Source organism: Priestia sp. VA7 (assembly GCF_055710015.1).
Genome location: NZ_JBVQPN010000003.1, coordinates 93,423 through 111,662 on the forward strand (window position 1 = coordinate 93,423; position 18,240 = coordinate 111,662).

The 18,240-nt window shown below is 39.7% G+C and carries 17 protein-coding genes; 14 read left to right on the plus strand and 3 right to left on the minus strand.

Annotated elements, in window-relative coordinates; genetic code table 11:
• Nucleotides 1-36: 36 nt before the first annotated feature.
• Nucleotides 37-564 (minus strand): cupin domain-containing protein, encoded by a 528-nt coding sequence (locus AC0C45_RS12910; protein WP_034650179.1) that lies wholly within the window; start codon nucleotides 562-564, stop codon nucleotides 37-39.
• 275 nt (nucleotides 565-839) lie between these two features.
• Here AC0C45_RS12910 and AC0C45_RS12915 point away from each other — a divergent pair, with 275 nt between their 5' ends.
• The 3 genes from AC0C45_RS12915 (at nucleotide 840) to AC0C45_RS12925 (ending at nucleotide 2,086) form a co-directional block, all read left to right on the plus strand.
• Entirely contained in the window at nucleotides 840-1,028 is a 189-nt protein-coding gene (locus AC0C45_RS12915) for a hypothetical protein (RefSeq protein ID WP_013058178.1), read from the plus strand.
• Nucleotides 1,029-1,271: 243 nt separating this feature from the next.
• Entirely contained in the window at nucleotides 1,272-1,448 is a 177-nt protein-coding gene (locus tag AC0C45_RS12920; RefSeq protein ID WP_233334973.1) for an aspartyl-phosphate phosphatase Spo0E family protein, read from the plus strand.
• A gap of 248 nt (nucleotides 1,449-1,696) precedes the next feature.
• The gene (locus AC0C45_RS12925; RefSeq protein ID WP_016764980.1) at nucleotides 1,697-2,086 is read left to right on the plus strand and encodes a MerR family transcriptional regulator; all 390 of its coding nucleotides are present in this window, start codon (nucleotides 1,697-1,699) and stop codon (nucleotides 2,084-2,086) included.
• A gap of 79 nt (nucleotides 2,087-2,165) precedes the next feature.
• On the opposite strand, the gene AC0C45_RS12930 is transcribed toward AC0C45_RS12925, so the two are convergent.
• Both AC0C45_RS12930 and AC0C45_RS12935 read right to left on the minus strand, forming a co-directional pair.
• Nucleotides 2,166-3,227 (minus strand): NAD(P)-dependent alcohol dehydrogenase, encoded by a 1,062-nt coding sequence (locus AC0C45_RS12930; RefSeq protein WP_280168618.1) that lies wholly within the window; start codon nucleotides 3,225-3,227, stop codon nucleotides 2,166-2,168.
• A 197-nt stretch (nucleotides 3,228-3,424) separates the two neighbouring features.
• Nucleotides 3,425-3,685, minus strand: coding sequence for an HPr family phosphocarrier protein (locus AC0C45_RS12935; protein ID WP_257061813.1), 261 nt, complete (start codon nucleotides 3,683-3,685; stop codon nucleotides 3,425-3,427).
• 937 nt (nucleotides 3,686-4,622) lie between these two features.
• Here AC0C45_RS12935 and iolE point away from each other — a divergent pair.
• From iolE to iolG, 11 genes are all read left to right on the plus strand, one after another.
• Nucleotides 4,623-5,516 carry a myo-inosose-2 dehydratase gene (iolE, locus tag AC0C45_RS12940; RefSeq protein WP_237892658.1) on the plus strand — a complete coding sequence of 298 codons (894 nt, stop codon included), beginning with the start codon at nucleotides 4,623-4,625 and terminating at the stop codon, nucleotides 5,514-5,516.
• A gap of 20 nt (nucleotides 5,517-5,536) precedes the next feature.
• Nucleotides 5,537-6,955, plus strand: coding sequence for a sugar porter family MFS transporter (locus AC0C45_RS12945; protein ID WP_045290907.1), 1,419 nt, complete (start codon nucleotides 5,537-5,539; stop codon nucleotides 6,953-6,955).
• A 22-nt stretch (nucleotides 6,956-6,977) separates the two neighbouring features.
• Nucleotides 6,978-7,835: a 2-keto-myo-inositol isomerase gene (gene iolI / locus AC0C45_RS12950; RefSeq protein ID WP_221788059.1), complete on the plus strand. Its 858-nt coding sequence runs from the start codon at nucleotides 6,978-6,980 to the stop codon at nucleotides 7,833-7,835.
• A 46-nt stretch (nucleotides 7,836-7,881) separates the two neighbouring features.
• Nucleotides 7,882-8,721: a class II fructose-1,6-bisphosphate aldolase gene (gene fba / locus AC0C45_RS12955; protein ID WP_128820477.1), complete on the plus strand. Its 840-nt coding sequence runs from the start codon at nucleotides 7,882-7,884 to the stop codon at nucleotides 8,719-8,721.
• A 379-nt stretch (nucleotides 8,722-9,100) separates the two neighbouring features.
• Nucleotides 9,101-9,856, plus strand: a complete 756-nt coding sequence (locus AC0C45_RS12960; RefSeq protein WP_216875278.1) for a DeoR/GlpR family DNA-binding transcription regulator — start codon at nucleotides 9,101-9,103, stop codon at nucleotides 9,854-9,856.
• A gap of 595 nt (nucleotides 9,857-10,451) precedes the next feature.
• Nucleotides 10,452-12,374, plus strand: coding sequence for a 3D-(3,5/4)-trihydroxycyclohexane-1,2-dione acylhydrolase (decyclizing) (iolD, locus tag AC0C45_RS12965; RefSeq protein ID WP_095379055.1), 1,923 nt, complete (start codon nucleotides 10,452-10,454; stop codon nucleotides 12,372-12,374).
• 94 nt (nucleotides 12,375-12,468) lie between these two features.
• The gene (gene iolB, locus AC0C45_RS12970; RefSeq protein ID WP_128820153.1) at nucleotides 12,469-13,287 is read left to right on the plus strand and encodes a 5-deoxy-glucuronate isomerase; all 819 of its coding nucleotides are present in this window, start codon (nucleotides 12,469-12,471) and stop codon (nucleotides 13,285-13,287) included.
• A 15-nt stretch (nucleotides 13,288-13,302) separates the two neighbouring features.
• Nucleotides 13,303-14,310, plus strand: a complete 1,008-nt coding sequence (iolC, locus tag AC0C45_RS12975; protein WP_095379058.1) for a 5-dehydro-2-deoxygluconokinase — start codon at nucleotides 13,303-13,305, stop codon at nucleotides 14,308-14,310.
• Between the two features lie 24 nt (nucleotides 14,311-14,334).
• Complete coding sequence (locus AC0C45_RS12980; protein WP_472928178.1) at nucleotides 14,335-15,792, plus strand: CoA-acylating methylmalonate-semialdehyde dehydrogenase; 1,458 nt, start codon at nucleotides 14,335-14,337, stop codon at nucleotides 15,790-15,792.
• A 113-nt stretch (nucleotides 15,793-15,905) separates the two neighbouring features.
• Complete coding sequence (locus AC0C45_RS12985; protein WP_472928179.1) at nucleotides 15,906-17,093, plus strand: MFS transporter; 1,188 nt, start codon at nucleotides 15,906-15,908, stop codon at nucleotides 17,091-17,093.
• Nucleotides 17,094-17,157: 64 nt separating this feature from the next.
• On the plus strand, nucleotides 17,158-18,195 hold the full coding sequence (gene iolG, locus AC0C45_RS12990) for a bifunctional inositol 2-dehydrogenase/D-chiro-inositol 1-dehydrogenase (protein WP_095379063.1): 1,038 nt from the start codon (nucleotides 17,158-17,160) through the stop codon (nucleotides 18,193-18,195).
• Nucleotides 18,196-18,240 lie beyond the last annotated feature (45 nt).

The following is an 18,240-nucleotide window of genomic DNA, read 5'->3' on the forward strand; positions in this document are numbered from 1 at the left end:
AGGTCATACACCGATTTTCTAGCAAGCTTATATTAGTTAATGTTCTTCAGCTAAGGCATTTGCTTTTGTCACATGAACCGTACCAAATGGGTGGTTTGGGGGAGCGTATATGGAGTAAAGCTTTAGCGGAGTGGTACCCGTATTGGTGACATCATGCCACGTTCCAGCAGGGATAAATATCGCATCATCATCGTAGACTTTTCGTTTAAAGGTTAGATTGTTTTTACTCTTGCCCATTTGAACAACGCCTTGCCCTTGTTCAATGCGCAGAAATTGATCAACGTTAGGGTGGATTTCTAAGCCGATATCTTCACCGGGCTTAAGACTCATTAGCGTCACTTGTAAATGTGTTCCCGTCCATAAAGCAGTGCGGTACGTATTGTTTTGCTTTGACGCTTCATTAATGTTAATAACAAACGGCCTTGGTCCGTAGTCCTTTAATTTACCGTTTCTTTGCTGAAACTGTTCGCTGGTGTGATAGTGACTCGGCACATAATAACCATATGGCTGCCAGCCGTAATACACTGGAGTCTGCCACTGATGATAATAAGGTGTATAGTGCATACTCATTCTCCTTTTCTCGTTTCATTTTTCTTTTCATCCTATGCTTTTGTCAAAACGGTTGATACCATTTGCCTTTTTGTCTGTGGTCTTTATCCACTTATTTTTTGCTGAAATCATGTGATTAACGATTTATCCCAGCTCTTTGATTGTTTTATGGCAGTTAAAAAATACTTTCATCACTTTAATACGATAATTCAGTAAAAAATATATCGTATGAAAACGTTTTATTTGATATAATTTTAGAAGATGAAAATTATTTTAAAGGGTGACGTTCATTGAAAGAAAAAAAACTTCAAGAATTAACTGAACATCTTAATAATTTATTCAACAATTTAATTCATGGATCTATCACAGAAGGTGAATTTAACGAGCTGTCCGAAGAGCTTTACAGAAAGCAAACGAGGCTGCGCTATGAGATAGAGTGTGAGAAAGGTTCGTATTATAGAGAATATTTTAGAGGCTAAGGCTTTGTATTAGACTGCTTTATAAGAAATAAGAAAAGGCCTCTTAAATGGAGGCCTTTTCTTAACTTCTAACAGAAAGTGGAGTGATACTTTCTATTTCAATAAGTATATTAGTATATTGACTTTATAAAAAATAAAACTGTTGAAGCTATAAAACTCGCTATTCACCCCCAAAAAACCTGTATGATAGGTTTAAGATTACCCCATATGAGATTTATGCATAGTAAAAAGGGGTGATGAGCTGTGAAGTGGTATAAAGGAGTTGTCATGCAAGTCTTAATGACAGAAATCGAAACAGAAAGAGAGCAGATGGTTATGTTAGGACTTACAGAAGGTTTTACAAGCCGTAATACAGTTCGAATCAGTCAAACCCTTGATTATTTATTAAATGAACTAAGTAAAGTGCTGGCCGCAGATTAATCGTATTTTATATAAAAATGAAAAGAGCTGCTGACTTCACGGCAGCTCTTTATAAGTTGCCTTAACGTTTACTTTAATGTTTATGATACTATTTATACAGTTACCTTATAGCAAAGAAAATAGCGGAATCTATTATATATATCGTATAGTAGAAATCTAAAAGATGAGTTGAAAGCACCCTTGAAAAGGGAAGCTTAGATACATAAAGCAAACGCCGTACTAAGAATGGCGATGGAGGGTATAGTGGAATGGAATATCATATTAAAGAGACCGCTGCAAAGGTAGGGCTGCCTACGCATACGCTTCGATACTACGAACAGCAGGGGCTTTTACCTTTTATAAAAAGAGATGAAAACGGAAATCGTATTTTTAGCGAGTCTGATATCGAGTGGCTAGAGTTTATTATTTGCTTACGAAAAACGGATATTGCCCTTTTAGAATTACGTAAAATTGTTGAATTAACACAAGAAGGCGATGATACAATCGGTTTGCGCAAGCAGATATTTGAAAAGCATAGAGAGAAAATGATGGAAAAACAAAGAGAGCTGGACGCAGCTTTTAGAAAAGTGGAAACGAAAATTGATTACTATGATAAATTAGAACAAAAGTATCAGGAAGAACTTTCATCTAAAGCCTAATTTACCGGTTGTTTTTCGTATTTTATAAAGAAATAAAAAGCGGGCAGCTCATCCAATTAGCTGCCCGCTTTTTTCTAATTTACAGTGTAGAAATGTCAATAACAAATCGATAGCGAACGTCGCTGCGAAGAACGCGTTCGTACGCTTCATCTACTTGATTTGCATCGATAACTTCAATCATAGGGGCAACGCCGTGTTCAGCCGCAAAATCAAGCATTTCTTGTGTTTCACGAATGCCGCCTACAAGTGAACCAGCAATGCTGCGACGTCCCATGATAAGTGAGAATACGCTGTACTGATCTGGGTTAGCCGGTGCGCCAACGTTAACAAGCGTTCCATCTACGCGAAGTAATGATAAATATTGATCCACGTTCAGGTTAGCCGATACTGTGTTTAAGATAAGGTCAAAGCGACCCGCTAATTCAGTAAATGTTGTCTCATCACTTGTTGCAAAATAATGATCTGCGCCAAAGCTTAGAGCTTCTTCTTTTTTATTGTTAGAACGGCTCAATACCGTCACTTCAGCACCCATTGCATGTGCAAATTGAATCGCTACATGTCCAAGACCGCCCATTCCCACGATCGCCACTTTTTTGCCAGGACCGGCATTCCAGTGCTTTAACGGAGAAAATGTTGTAATCCCTGCACATAGAAGGGGACTTGCTGCATCCATACTTAAATTATCAGGAATACGAACAACGAATCCTTCTTTTACGACGATTTTTTGGCTGTAGCCCCCGTATGTACGGTTTCCGTCATAATCCAATGAATTATACGTTTGAACAACGCCTTTTATACAGTATTGCTCATCACCGTTTACACAGTACTCGCACTCTCCGCAAGAGTCAACGAAACATCCAACGCCAACGCGATCGCCAACCTTGTATTTTGTTACGTTTTCTCCAACCGCTTCAACTACTCCTGCGATTTCATGACCAGGAACCATCGGGAACATTCCGCCGCCCCACTCATCAAATGCACTATGAATATCAGAGTGACAGATACCGCTAAACTTAATATCAATTAAAACGTCGTCTGCTCGCAGTTCTCTGCGTTCAATTGTCGTGTTCTCAAATTTTGCCTTTGCATGCGGCGCACTTAAAACACGTGATGTTGTTGTATGTTGATGATTATTACACATAAGTAAAAACACAATCCTTTCATATTAAACATAACCAGTTGCTAATGCACTTGCATTCACTGACTACGCTTGATGTATTTAAAAACTACAATACTAGCTTAAACGTTAAAGTCGACTTTAAAGCAAGACCTTTTTGAAAAAAATTTCTTTCTATGACTTTATGAAAAAAGGAAAGGAAGGAATAGCATGGGAGCTTTCTATCTTTGTTTAGTTAAAAGAAATTCTTCAAGGGTGCAAGCGGCAGCTTGTTTATCAACTCCATTTGTCAGCAGTGTTATTTCATCTCCTTTCTTAACAGCCAAAGCCATTACCTTCATGATGCTTTTTCCACTTACACATTTTCCATCTTTCGAAAGAAAAATATTACTTTGAAACGAACATGCTTGGCGTACAAACAAAGCTGTATGTCTCGCTAGAAGTTCACCGGAAAGCTGCACCGTCATTCTTTTAATTAGCATAGTGTTTCCCCTTTTTTGTAGTTTAAAAACTATAAAACTAGCTTAAACGTTAAAGTTAACTTTAAGGCAAGAGGTAATTTGGATAAAAAGTGGAAAGGGAAGAAAGGATAAGCCTACTGTTAATGCACATAGTGATCCTGTTGTTAGTACGAGGGAATGTGAACGAAGTGTAAAGCCGATTTTAAAGGAGAGTTCTCGTAAATCCTTTTGTTGGATAAGCAAAACACGGAAGAAGAGACCCTAAAAAAGAAAGAAAAATGATGAAATACTAAGCAAATGAGAAGATTTGCCTCTTTTAACAGATATGTGTACGTTTTCATGCGGAATGTTTCCGTTTCCACTGACTTTGTCAAACAGCAGACAATTGTTGATAATAGAGCTATATAAGAGCCAAAGGGGACGATAAAATGAAAAAATCTATTTCAAAAGTAGAGAAGTTCATAACTGAATTTAAAACGTCAATGACAAGCTACGGAGAAGCAATTATAAAGGTAAAAGGAAACTGATTCTAAAAAGATGCAGGTTATTTTTTATAAATCTATTCCATAAATTCATACTAAATAATCATACTATTAAAATAAGAAATATATCTTTGTTCATAAAAGCTTTGTCTATTGTTGAAGTAACAGTAGCTAAAGCTTTTTGTGTGGTTACATAAGTGGATATGATATCTTTTATAACTAGCATTTTTAGAAGGAACAAGCTTTTAGGCAGTTGCAGTATATAAAAAATTCTGAAATTTTATTGTTGACTGAAAGCGTTTTTAATATTAATATTAATTCAAACTTAACCAATATTTAACCAACACATAACAAACGAGTTTTTTTATTTACAAATGAAATCGATTTCATTTGTAAAGTTATAAGATTGGTAAGTTTTATCACTATCTGTTGCTAGTGAGGCAGCATTACACAATAAGGGGAAAAGAGGAATCAAAATGGGAAACGAAAATATTCTGTGGGGAATTGCTCCAATCGGGTGGAGAAATGATGATATTCCTGAAATTGGTGCAGAAAACACAGTGCAGCATCTGTTAAGCGATATCGTCGTAGCGGGCTTTCAAGGAACGGAAGTGGGAGGTTTTTTTCCTGAACCAAGCATATTAAACAAAGAGCTTGAGCTGCGAAATTTAAGAATTGCAGGTCAATGGTTTAGCAGTTTTATCATTCGTGATGGGATAGAGGAGACGTCAAATTTATTTCACAAACATTGTCAGTATCTGCAGGAAGTACATGCTGATGTGGCGGTCGTATCTGAGCAAACTTACAGTGTTCAAGGGATTGAAAGAAATGTTTTCGCTGAAAAACCTTATTTCAGCGATCAAGAATGGGAAGCTTTATGTGCAGGATTAAATGAGCTGGGAAAAATCGCAGCAGAATACGGTTTACGTCTTGTCTATCATCACCATATGGGAACAGGTGTACAAACATTAGCTGAAATTGATCGGTTAATGGAAGGAACGGATGCAAATCATGTTCATCTCCTATATGATACGGGACATATTTACGTTTCTGACGGAGACTATATGGAGCTATTACATAAACATATAGATCGTATTAAACACGTTCACTTTAAAGATGCAAGAAGAAACGTGCTGGAGCAGTGCAAAAAAGAAGGAAAGTCATTTTTACAGTCATTTCTAGCCGGTATGTTTACCGTGCCGGGTGATGGGTGTGTAGATTTTACAAACGTGTATAAAGCGTTAGTTGATTACAATTACAAAGGATGGATTGTAGTGGAGGCGGAACAGGACCCTTCTATTGCACATCCATTGGAATATGCTTTAATGGCCCGAAAGTACATTAACGAAAAGTTAGTTATTCATTCTTAAAATAAGACGGGGGAATTAGCATGGGTAAACAGGGAAATCAACATTCATTTTTACGTACGATCATTTTAGTTTCTACGTTTGGTGGACTGCTTTTTGGATATGATACAGGAGTTATTAACGGGGCCCTGCCTTATATGTCTGAATCTGATCAATTGAATCTCAACTCTTTTACTCAAGGTCTTGTAACGAGCGCTCTGTTATTTGGTGCTGCGTTTGGTGCGGTAGTAGGCGGCAGGCTAGCAGATTATAACGGGCGTCGTAAAACGATTCTGTATCTTGCCATTCTATTTTTTGTTTCCACAATTGGATGTACAATTTCGCCAAACGCAGCCGTTATGATTCTTTGCCGTTTTCTATTAGGACTTGCTGTAGGGGGCGCATCTGTTACCGTACCGACATATTTAGCAGAAATGTCACCAGCTGAAAGCCGGGGGAAAATGGTAACTCAAAATGAACTTATGATTGTTACTGGTCAACTTCTTGCCTTTACGTTTAACGCGATTATCGGAAATATGCTAGGAGAAAACCCTCATGTTTGGCGATATATGCTGCCAATCGCTGCCATTCCAGCTGTCTTTTTATTCTTTGGCATGCTTAGAGTACCAGAAAGTCCGCGCTGGCTTGTGTCAAAAGGGAAAAATAACGAAGCGCTAACGGTTCTTCAAAAGATACGGGAAAGTAAAAGAGCAAAATCAGAGCTGCAAGAGATTGAGAGCGCTTACGAGCAAGAAGCAAAAATGGAAAAAGCAACGTTTAAAGACTTAACAACTCCGTGGGTTCGAAGAGTCGTTTTCCTTGGTATTGGAATTGCTGTCGTACAGCAGATTACCGGCGTAAACTCCATTATGTATTACGGAACTGAAATTTTAAAAGACGCAGGTTTTCAAACAGAAGCTGCTCTTATTGGAAATATCGGAAATGGAGTCATCTCCGTTTTAGCCACGTTTGTAGGAATTTGGCTGCTAGGTAAAGTTGGACGCAGACCAATGCTTATAACAGGATTGGTAGGGACGACTACTGCCCTGCTGCTGATTGGTATATTTTCTCTTGTATTTGAAGGGTCCGCGGCACTTCCATATATCGTATTAGCACTAACGATTACGTTTCTCGCGTTTCAACAAGGAGCTATATCTCCGGTAACGTGGCTAATGCTTTCAGAAATTTTCCCTTTACGATTAAGAGGCTTAGGGATGGGTGTTACCGTATTTTGTCTGTGGGGAATTAACTTCCTTGTAGGTTTAACGTTTCCTGTTTTATTGGCCAGCATTGGCTTATCCACTACGTTTTTTGTCTTTGTTGTACTCGGCATCGGAGCGATTTTATTTGTTAAAAAGTTTTTGCCGGAAACAAAAGGGCTTACACTTGAAGAACTGGAACAAAGGTTCCGCAGCTATGATAATGAAGACGCTGACGTCATGAATGACAATAAAATTATTTAAGTAAAGAATGGAGAGAATCATTATGAAACTATGTTTTAACGAAGCAACAACATTAGAAAATTCAAATCTTGTAAAGGACCTTGAATATTGCAACAAGCACGGATATGACTATATTGAAATTCGTACAATGGATAAACTTCCTGAGTATTTAGAAAGTCACTCAATGAATGATTTAGCGCAGTTTTTTAATACAAATCATATTAAACCACTAGCGTTGAACGCTTTAGTTTTCTTTAATAACCGCAGTGAAAAAGAGTACCAGGAAGTGATAGAAGAGTTTAAGAGTATGCTAGAAACCGCTCAAAAGATAGGCGCTCAGTATATCGTAGCCGTTCCTTTAGTAACAGAACAAAAAATCGTAAAAGCAGAGATTAAAAATAGCTGCGTACAAGTGCTGAATGAATTATCGGAATTGGCTGAACCTTACGGAGTCAAAATCGCCGTTGAGTTTGTAGGTCATCCTCAGTGTACGGTTAATACGTTTGGTCAAGCGTATGACATTGTTCAAGCTGTAAACCGCGATAACGTAGGATTAGTACTTGACTGCTTCCACTTCCATGCGATGGGCTCAAAACTAGAAGACTTAAAACAAGCGGATGTTTCCAAAATATTTATCGTTCATATTGATGATACAGAAGATTTTCCTATTGGCTTCTTAACAGACGAAGACCGAGTATGGCCAGGTCTAGGAGCAATTAATTTAGATGCTATTTTCTCAACATTAAAAGAAAAAGGCTATAATGACGCGGTATCTGTAGAGCTATTCCGACCTGAATATTATCAATTAAACGCGGAAGAAGCAATTAAGACGGCTAAAGAGACAACCGTTAAGGCTATCTCGGAATACTACAGTTTTCAAACAACAAAATCATATTCATAATAAGGAGTGTCAGTCAGTGACGTTAGTATCTTCAAAACTAGTATCAATGAAAGATATGCTTCAAGCAGCTAAAAAAGGAAACTATGCGGTTGGTCAGTATAATATTAACAGCCTGCAGTGGGCACAGGCTATTTTACAAGCTGCCGAAGAGGAAAAAGCCCCTGTCATTGCCGCCGTTTCAGACAGGCTTGTGGACTATTTAGGCGGATTTAAAACCATTGTAGGCATGATGGAAGGCTTGTTAGAGGAAATGAATATTACCGTTCCTGTTGCGCTTCACTTAGATCACGGTATGAGTGTAGAAAGGTGTAAAAAAGCTATCGACGCTGGATTTAGCTCGGTCATGTTTGACGGTTCTCATTACCCAATTGATGAAAATATTGCCATGACTAAGCAAGTAGTAGACTATGCTGCTGCTCAGTATGTCTCCGTTGAAGCCGAAGTTGGAACAGTCGGAGGGATGGAAGACGGACTTGTTGGCAACATCGTGTACGCTGATCCCGGTGAATGTCTGCGTCTTGTAAAAGAAACGGGAGTCGATGCTTTGGCGGCCGCTTTAGGATCAGTTCACGGACAGTACCAAGGTGAACCGCAGCTGGGCTTTGATGAAATGAAGGAAATAGCTGACTTAACAGATGTACCGCTGGTTTTACACGGTGGTTCCGGTATACCAAACTATCAAATTCAAAAAGCAATAGCTCTTGGACACGCGAAAATTAATGTGAACACCGAGTGCCTTCAGGCCTGGACGCGTGCGGTTCGTCACACGTTGGAAAGGGACAGTGACGTGTATGATCCCCGAACCATTCTTACACCGGGAAAAAAAGCGGTAATGGCGACTGTAAAAGAGAAAATGAGAGAGTTTCATACAAGTCATAAAGCTTAATAAAAAAGAGGCTGGAATAAAAGCATTACAGTTGAAGCAAGATCCGAACGATGAATGGAGATTCTTGATAGAAAATCCAGCTCGTTCGGATTTTTTCTTTGGTAGGAATTTAATCGATTGAGTTGCTTCTAGCTTATGATTGGAGGGCAAGGCGAAGACTCCTGCGGAATGCGAAGCCTTGCACGGAAATCAACAGCGGTGTAACAAACGATCCCTACTAGCTTATGTATCTAACTTGTTTGCCTTTAGCTGGAATTGATGTAGTCATGTCTCAATCTCTCTTTGTTTTAGCGGTTACACTTCTAGAAAATGCCTTTTGTAAAGGTTATAATAGTAAGTAACAAAAAAGCGAAAAGAAAGGTAAACGGGGGAGGTAGAAATGTTAAAAACGAAGCGAATTCAACAAATTCAAGAGTATGTTTTTGAACATGAATCTGTCTCATTAGATGATTTGGTTTCAGTGTTTGAAGTCTCCAAAAACACGATTCGACGCGACGTTCAAAAGTTAGTGGATGAAGGGCATATTAAAAAAGTATACGGCGGAGTAGCCGTTAATCATGTGAAGCTTGAATCATTTAATGAAAGACAAACAAGAAATCAGTTTCAAAAGCGTTTGATTGCCAAAACGGCAGCTCAGTATGTAGAAGACGGAGACGTGATCTTTATTGATTCAGGAACCACTACGTTAGAAATGATTGAATTTCTAAAAGACAAATCGATTACGATTGTTACCAATAGTTTAGATGTTATAGTAAAAGCCTTGCCTTTTGATGCGTTAAAAGTAATTTCTACAGGCGGCTACCTTGAACGTGAAACTCAATCATTTTCAAGTTTTAACCATGCCAATCCTGTAAAGAACTACAACTTTGATAAAGTATTTATGGCTTCTACGGGTATTTCCATATCAAATGGGGTTACCAATTCATCGCCCGTTGAAAGTGAAATTAAAGAAACCGTCATAAAAAGAAGTACGAAAGTGTTTTTATTAGCAGATTATACAAAATTTGATAAGTATGCAATGATTACGTATTGTCAGTTGCATGAAGTGGATTATTTAATTACAGATAAAGTGGACGTCAGCTATCAGCACTATGCAAAAGAAAATGGGATTACGTTTATCCTTGCGGAAGAATAAGTGTTTTTGAGTGATTGTACATATTCTTAGACTTAGAGCCAGCAGGTATACCAAAGAAGTATGCCTTTTCTTTTTTCTTCACATTGAGCTCCTTTAGAAAGCGATTACAGTGAATAAAAAGATAAACTAACAAAATTTTTAAAAAGTGTTTACAAAGTAAACTGAATATTATAAACTAGGTTCATAGATAAGAAAGCGCTTTTAAAACTAGATAAAATCGATTTCATTAAACGAAGCTACATGTATAATAAGATTGGTTTTACAAGTAAGACAAAGCATAAAAAAATGATGGGGAAGTTAAGGATGAAGTTTGAAAAATATTTTTTTAACACCAAATGAAATCGATTTCATTTGAAAGTGGAATTTATGATGGATTTTCGAGCTTTTCTCCATCTTCAAGCATTAAAAAGTGCAGGGGTTGAAAGTATTTGTCTCATCGCTAAATAGCAGCTGAACAAAGGAAAGAGCTAGGAAGTAAGAGTATAGAACCTCATTTATTACATTGAATGAAATCGATTTCATCTAGAAATGTGAAAAAAGGGTAGAAAAATCAATCTGATGGTGATTAATTTCAGAAGATAAGGTAGGAAGGTATATGAAAACGATAAGGTTAACAACGAGTCAAGCTTTAGTAAAATTTCTAAATCAGCAATATGTAGAGTTTGATGGGAAAAAAGAGCGTTTCATTAAAGGAGTATTCACCATTTTTGGACATGGAAATGTGGTGGGGATCGGGCAAGCGCTGCAAGAAAACCCAGGCGAGCTTGAAGTGTATCAAGGCAGAAACGAGCAGGGGATGGCTCATGCTGCAGTAGCTTTTGCAAAACAAAAACATCGAAAGCAAATCATGGCCTGCTCTTCTTCCGTTGGCCCAGGTTCAGCGAATATGGTTACATCGGCTGCGACAGCTACTGCAAACAATATTCCGGTGCTGCTTTTGCCAAGCGATGTGTTTGCAACACGCCAGCCGGACCCGGTACTTCAACAAATTGAACAAACGCACGATTTATCTCTTTCTACAAATGATGCTTTCCGGTCCGTCAGCAAGTACTGGGATCGAGTCAGCCGTCCAGAACAGCTGATGTCGGCTATGATCAATGCGATGCGTGTATTAACAGATCCGGCAGATACAGGAGCCGTTACAATCGCGCTGCCGCAGGATGTACAAGGGGAAGCGTGGGATTTTCCAGAAAGCTTCTTCCGCGAGCGTACCCACCTGATTGAACGCCGCGAGCCTTCGCAAGAAAGTATCAGAAATGCAGTGAAGCTGATTAAATCAAAGAAAAAGCCTCTTCTTATTTTCGGCGGCGGCGTTCGTTATTCAGAGGCTGCGGATGCATTTGCTGCATTTGCTGAAAAGTTTCATATTCCATTTAGCGAAACACAAGCTGGAAAAAGCGGGCTTGAAAGCAATCATCCTTTAAATCTAGGGGGAGTTGGCGTAACGGGTAACAGCGCTGCTAATAAAATAGCGCAATCTGCGGATTTAATTATTGGCGTGGGTACACGTTTTACAGATTTTACGACTTCTTCAAAGCTGTTTTACGCTGAGACGGATGTATTAACCATTAACATTTCTGAATTTCACGCATCAAAATTGGAGGCTACTAAAATTGTCGCGGATGCCAAAGTGGGTCTTGAAGCTCTTTCGTCTGCATTAGAAGGCTATAAATCAGGCTATGAAACTGAAATTGAAGAAGCCAAATCAGAGTGGAATCAAGAGCTGACTCGACTAAAAAATATTGCATACACAGGCGAAGAATTTATTCCGGAAATTAAAGGGCATTTTGATCACAGCCTGTCGGAGTATAAAGATAGCCTAAGCACCGAACTTGTCCAAACGACTGTGCTTGGTAAAGTAAATGAACTTATTGCACCTGATTCTATTATTACATGTGCAGCGGGAAGCCTCCCGGGTGACCTTCAGCGCATGTGGATCTCAAATGAACGTAACACGTATCACCTTGAATACGGATATTCATGTATGGGCTATGAAATTGCTTCTGCCTTGGGCGCTAAGATGGCTGAGCCGGATAAAGAAGTGTATGCGATGGTAGGAGATGGAAGCTACTTAATGCTTCATAGTGAGCTGGTAACGAGCATTCAAGAAGGAATTAAAATAAATATTGTTCTTTTTGATAATTCCGGCTTTGGCTGCATTAACAACTTGCAGATGGATAATGGAATTGAGAGCTTTGGCACAGAATTCCGCGTTCGTAATCCGCGAACAGGGCAGCTTGATGGAGATATTATGCGCATCAACTTTGCTCAATCTGCAGCTGCGTACGGAGCCAAAACATACGAAGTGTATACGATGGAAGAGCTTGAATATGCCGTTGAAGATTCAAAAAAACAAAGTGTTAGTACACTGATTGACATTAAAGTTCTTCCAAAAACAATGACGGACGGCTACGATTCTTGGTGGCATGTAGGAGTAGCAGCCGTATCTGAAAGCTCAGAAGTTCAAACAGCGTTTGAAGGCAAAGAAAGCCAGTTACAAAAAGCAAGAAAATATTAATCTTTTAAAAAGCTAGAAGATCCAGTTTGCTTGATTAAAGAGTGTCCCTAGCATAAACCGTTAAAAAACAAGAAATAGAAAGGTGTGGAAAGAAATGGCTGATTTAATCGTACCGACAAAAACAGCTGACAGCGATGGTAACGTACTAAGCATCACGCCGGAATCTGCGGGATGGGAGTACATTGGCTTTGACGTTTATTCATTAAAAAAAGGTCAAAGACTTAAAAAGAACACGGAAAATCAAGAGGTTTGTATTGTAATCTTGACCGGTAAGTCCAACGTTTCTACAAAAGAAGAGAAATGGGAAAACATCGGACAGCGAATGAATATCTTTGAAAAAATCCCTCCGTACTCCGTATATGTATCGAATGATGATCACTACGAAGTAGAAGCTGTAACCGACTTAGAAATTGCGGTATGCGCAGCGCCTGGAAAAGGTACATACCCTGCTCGTTTAATTACGCCGCAGGATGTGGGCGTAGAGCATCGCGGAGCAGGAAATATCGCGAGACAAGTCCATAACATTCTTCCAGAACAAAAGCCGGCCGATAGTCTGCTAGTAGTGGAAGTGTTTACGCCGGAAGGAAACTGGTCAAGCTACCCGCCTCATAAGCACGATCAAGACAACTTGCCGCATGAATCGTATTTAGAGGAAACGTATTATCATAAAGTCAACCCAGGACATGGATTTGCGATTCAACGAGTATATACGGACGATCAATCTCTAGATGAAACAATGGTCATCAAAGATGGAGATGCAGTCTTGGTTCCTAAAGGCTATCATCCGGTATCTGCTCCTCCAGGTTATGAAGTTTATTATTTAAACGTCATGGCTGGTCCTGTGCGAACATGGAAATTTAATAATAGCAAAGATCATGAATGGATTATGGAAGAAAAATTAGCATTAAAGTAAGGAGACGACGTGATTATGAGTTATTTAACATTCGATTCACAAAAGCGATTTGACCTTCTTGCAGTAGGAAGGCTTTGCATCGACTTAAATGCAAATGAATTTAATCGCCCGATGGAAGACACGATGACGTTTACAAAATACGTAGGAGGATCTCCTGCTAACATCGCTATTGGTCTTTCGAGACTTGGCATGAAGACCGGCTTTATTGGAAAAGTGTCAGATGATCAAATGGGCCGCTTCAGCACCAGATATTTAAACCAAAATAACATTAACACTGAAGGCATTGTAGTTGATCAAACAGGGGCCGTAACGGGACTGGCCTTTACTGAAATTAAAAGTCCTGAAGAGTGCAGCATCCTTATGTACCGTGATAATGTGGCAGACTTAAAGCTCCATCCAACGGAAGTTTCTGAAGAGTATATTAAGCAATCAAAAGCGCTGCTTATTTCTGGAACGGCTCTTGCTAAAAGTCCTTCAAGAGAAGCCGTGTTTCTTGCTCTTGAATATGCGAGAAAACATAGCGTGGTTGTATTCTTTGATGTTGACTACCGCCCGTATACGTGGGAGTCAGAAGCTGAGACTGCCGTCTATTATAATTTAGCAGCAGAAAAATCAGACGTGATTATTGGTACGCGAGAAGAATTCGATATGATGGAAAAACTTTTAAATTATGAAGAATCAAATGATCAAGTTACAGCTGAACGATGGTTTTCGCATCATGCTAAGATTGTCGTCATCAAGCACGGAGGGGAAGGCTCGATTGCTTATACAAAAGACGGTCAGTCTCATCGAGGCGGCATCTTTAAAACAAAAGTGCTCAAAACATTTGGAGCTGGCGACTCTTACGCATCTGCCTTTATCTACGGGTTAATGCAAGGGTTTACAATTCCTGAAGCGATGAGATTTGGCGGCGCTTCTGCTTCTATTGTTATTTCAAAACACAGTTCTTCAGATGCAATGCCAACGATAGAAGAAATTAAGCAGTTTATGGATACAGCTGAAGAGGTTCTGCAACAAGCATAATCAAAGATTGAGAGGAGAATGAACATGACACAAACAACAGTAAAAACAGTAAAAAACTATATTGGCGGTGAATGGGTGGATTCATCTACAAGTCTAATAGAACCAGTTTATAACCCTGCAACGGGTGAAGTCATTGCAGAGGTGCCTCTTTCAACAAAAGAAGATGTAGATCAAGCGGTACAAGCTGCGAATGAAGCATTCAAAGGATGGTCAAAAACTGCGGTGCCAAAACGTGCGCGTATTCTATTTAAATATCAGCAGCTATTAGTAGATAACTGGGACGAATTAGCGAAACTTGTGACGCTTGAAAACGGAAAGAGCTTTAATGAAGCGCGCGGAGAAGTACAGCGCGGAATTGAATGCGTAGAATTTGCAGCGGGTGCTCCTACGTTAATGATGGGTAAACAGCTTCCTGATATTGCGACGGGCATTGAGTCTGGCATGTATCGTTATCCAATCGGTGTTATTGGCGGGATTACGCCGTTCAACTTCCCGATGATGGTGCCTTGCTGGATGTTCCCTCTTGCAATTGCTTGCGGTAATACATTTGTATTAAAGCCGTCTGAGCGCACGCCGCTTTTAGCAGCAAGATTAGTAGAATTATTTGAAGAAGCTGGATTGCCAAAAGGCGTATTAAACATTGTCAACGGCGCGCATGATGTGGTAAACGGCCTTCTTGAACATAAATTAGTGAAAGCAATTTCGTTTGTAGGTTCACAGCCAGTAGCTGAATATGTGTATAAAAAAGGTACGGAAAACTTAAAGCGTGTTCAAGCATTAGCGGGTGCTAAAAACCACTCAATCGTATTAAACGATGCGGATTTAAACGTAGCAACAAAACAAATTATCGGAGCTGCTTTCGGTTCAGCAGGTGAACGCTGTATGGCAGCATCTGTCGTAACGGTGCAAGAAGGAGTGGCAGATGAATTAATTTCACGACTTGTTCAAGAGTCAAACAACATCGTCATTGGAAACGGATTAGAAAAAGATGTTTTCTTAGGGCCAGTGATTCGTGAAAACCATAAAGAACGTACGCTTAGCTATATTGAATCTGGCGTAGAAGAAGGAGCTCGCTTAGTTCGTGACGGCCGTGAAGATCATGCGGTAAAAGAGAACGGCTATTTTGTGGGACCCACTATTTTTGATAACGTTACACAAGAAATGAAAATCTGGCAAGACGAAATCTTTGCACCGGTGCTTTCTATCGTGCGTGTAAAAACGTTAGAAGAAGCAATTGATGTTGCCAATAATTCCCGATTCGCAAACGGAGCTTGCATCTATACAGACAGCGGCGCAAGCGTACGCGAGTTCCGTGAAAATATTGAGTCAGGCATGCTAGGAGTGAACGTAGGGGTGCCAGCACCTATGGCATTCTTCCCATTCTCAGGCTGGAAAGACTCTTTCTACGGCGATCTTCATGCCAACGGCACGGACGGCGTAGAGTTCTACACAAGAAAGAAAATGGTTACGGCACGCTACTAAGAATTCACTTATCGTACTATGGGATACTAGCGACATTTGCTAGTACCCCGTAGTACAATCGTATAAAAAAATAAAAGTCGTTTTTTTCGCAGTAACAAAATGGAAGTGATTAGTTGAGTGCTATAAGTACCGTCAAAGATAAGTATCTTTTTGCAGCCGTTTCATTTATCTTTTGGTTCTCGCAGTTTATTTACGTACCTATTTTGTCTCCTTATATGGAAGGGCTAGGAGGCAAGTATGCCTTTATTGGTTTGGTGTTAAGCAGCTATGGACTCATGCAGCTATTATGTCGCCTTCCGCTCGGGATCTTTTCAGACTTTGTACAAATGAGAAAACCGTTTGTTATATTCGGCATGATAGCCAGCATGTCAAGCTGCCTGCTATTTTCGTTGACCGATAGCTTAATAGGGGTGTTTATATCACGCTGCTTGGCTGGATTGGCAGCAGCAACGTGGGTTGCCTTTACGATTTTATATTCAAGCTACTTTGAACGTGAAAAAACGACTCGTGCTATGAATATCATTTCGTTTATAGTAGTTTTGGCTCAGCTTTTGGGTATGAGTTTAAGCGGTTACATTGTAAGTAAGTGGGGATGGCATGCTCCGTTTTGGATAGGGACGATTTTGAGTGTCATAGGCACTATTCTTTCTCTTTTCATTTGCGAGCCCAAAGAGAATGTAAAGAGATCGCCTATGAAGCTTAAAGAATTAATGAGCGTAATAAAAGAGCCGTCGCTATTAAAAATTTCACTGCTGTCTATTCTAGCACACAGCCTTATTTTCACGACCATGTTTGGTTTTACTCCTGCGTACGCATTAAGCGCAGGATTTAAAGAGAGCGAGCTGAGTTTGATTGTCTTTTCCTTTATGATCCCTCATGCAGCTGCTCCTCTTATTATGGAAAAGCTATTTGTTTGGCGCTTTGGAAAATGGAGCATCTTAAAGGCCGCTTTTTTTCTGGCTGCATTCTTTACCTGTATGATTCCTATGACGGAAAATAAACTGTTGCTTTGTATCATTCAAAGCGTGAACGGGTTTTCATTAGGATTAGTGTTTCCTCTTATGCTAGGAATGTCTATTGAAAGAATAGATGCAGAAAAAAGAGCTACGGCAATGGGAGGCTATCAAGCGCTGTATGCGTTAGGGATATTCGGGGGTCCCTTTGTTGCAGGAATATTAAATTCTTGGATGGGACTTAAAGCAGGCTTCTTTTTTGCAGCAGCCTTAGGGTTAACCGCTACTGTTTTTGCAGTGGCATGGGATAAGAAAGAAGCGTCATATAAAGTTTTTAAAGCAAAATAAAACGTATGGAAGCAAGCATCTATTTCTATTTTTAAAGCTCACATATTAAAGGAGGCCATAGATTATGGTGTTGAAAATTGGTGTTATTGGAACAGGAGCAATCGGACAAGATCATATTAGAAGAATTACAAATACGTTATCAGGCGGAAAAATCGTTGCGGTTACGGATGTAAACCAAGAACAAGCAAAAGCTGTGGTAAAAAATCAAAGCTTGGATGCCGTTATTTACGATGATGGACATGAGTTAATTAAATCAGAAGATGTAGATGCAGTTGTTGTTACTTCTTGGGGACCGACGCACGAAGAGTTTGTGCTGGCGGCCATTCAAGCCGGAAAACCTGTATTTTGCGAAAAGCCGCTTGCTACAACGGCAGAAGGCTGCAAAAGAATCGTTGATGCTGAAATTACACACGGCAAGCCGTTGGTGCAAGTTGGCTATATGCGCCGCTATGACACAGGGTATCGCGCTTTAAAGAAAGTGATTGAAAGCGGACAAATTGGTGAAGCATTAATGGTTCACTGCGCACACAGAAATCCTACGGTACCTGATACATATACAGGCGATATGTCAATCGTTGATACGTTCATCCATGAAATTGATGTTTTGCGCTGGTTATTAAATGACGATTATGTATCTGTTCAAATTGTGGCACCGCGAAAAACGAGCAAGGCGCTTGAACATTTGCAAGATCCAATCATGGTGCTGCTTGAAACAAAGCAAGGCGTTCGAATTGATGCTGAGGTCTTTGTAAACTGCCAGTACGGCTATGATATTCAATGTCAAGTAGTAGGAGAAACAGGAATCGCTAATTTACCTGAGCCTTCAAGCGTCGTGTTACGCAGTGAAGCAAAAAAATCTACTGAGATTTTAGTAGATTGGAAAGATCGATTCATTGACTCTTATGATACAGAGCTGCAAGACTGGATTGATTCAACGCTTAAAGGCGAAGTAAATGGACCAACTGCTTGGGACGGTTATGTTGCGGCCGTTACTTCAGATGCTTGCTTAGAAGCAAAAAAATCAGGAAATATTGTTCCAATTTCGTTAGGCGAGCGTCCTAATTTCTATCATAAAACGTTAACCGCAGCAGGCAAAATGTAAGCGTAGGAACGTTCTGTTTATGAAACAGCTTACTCATGGACCACA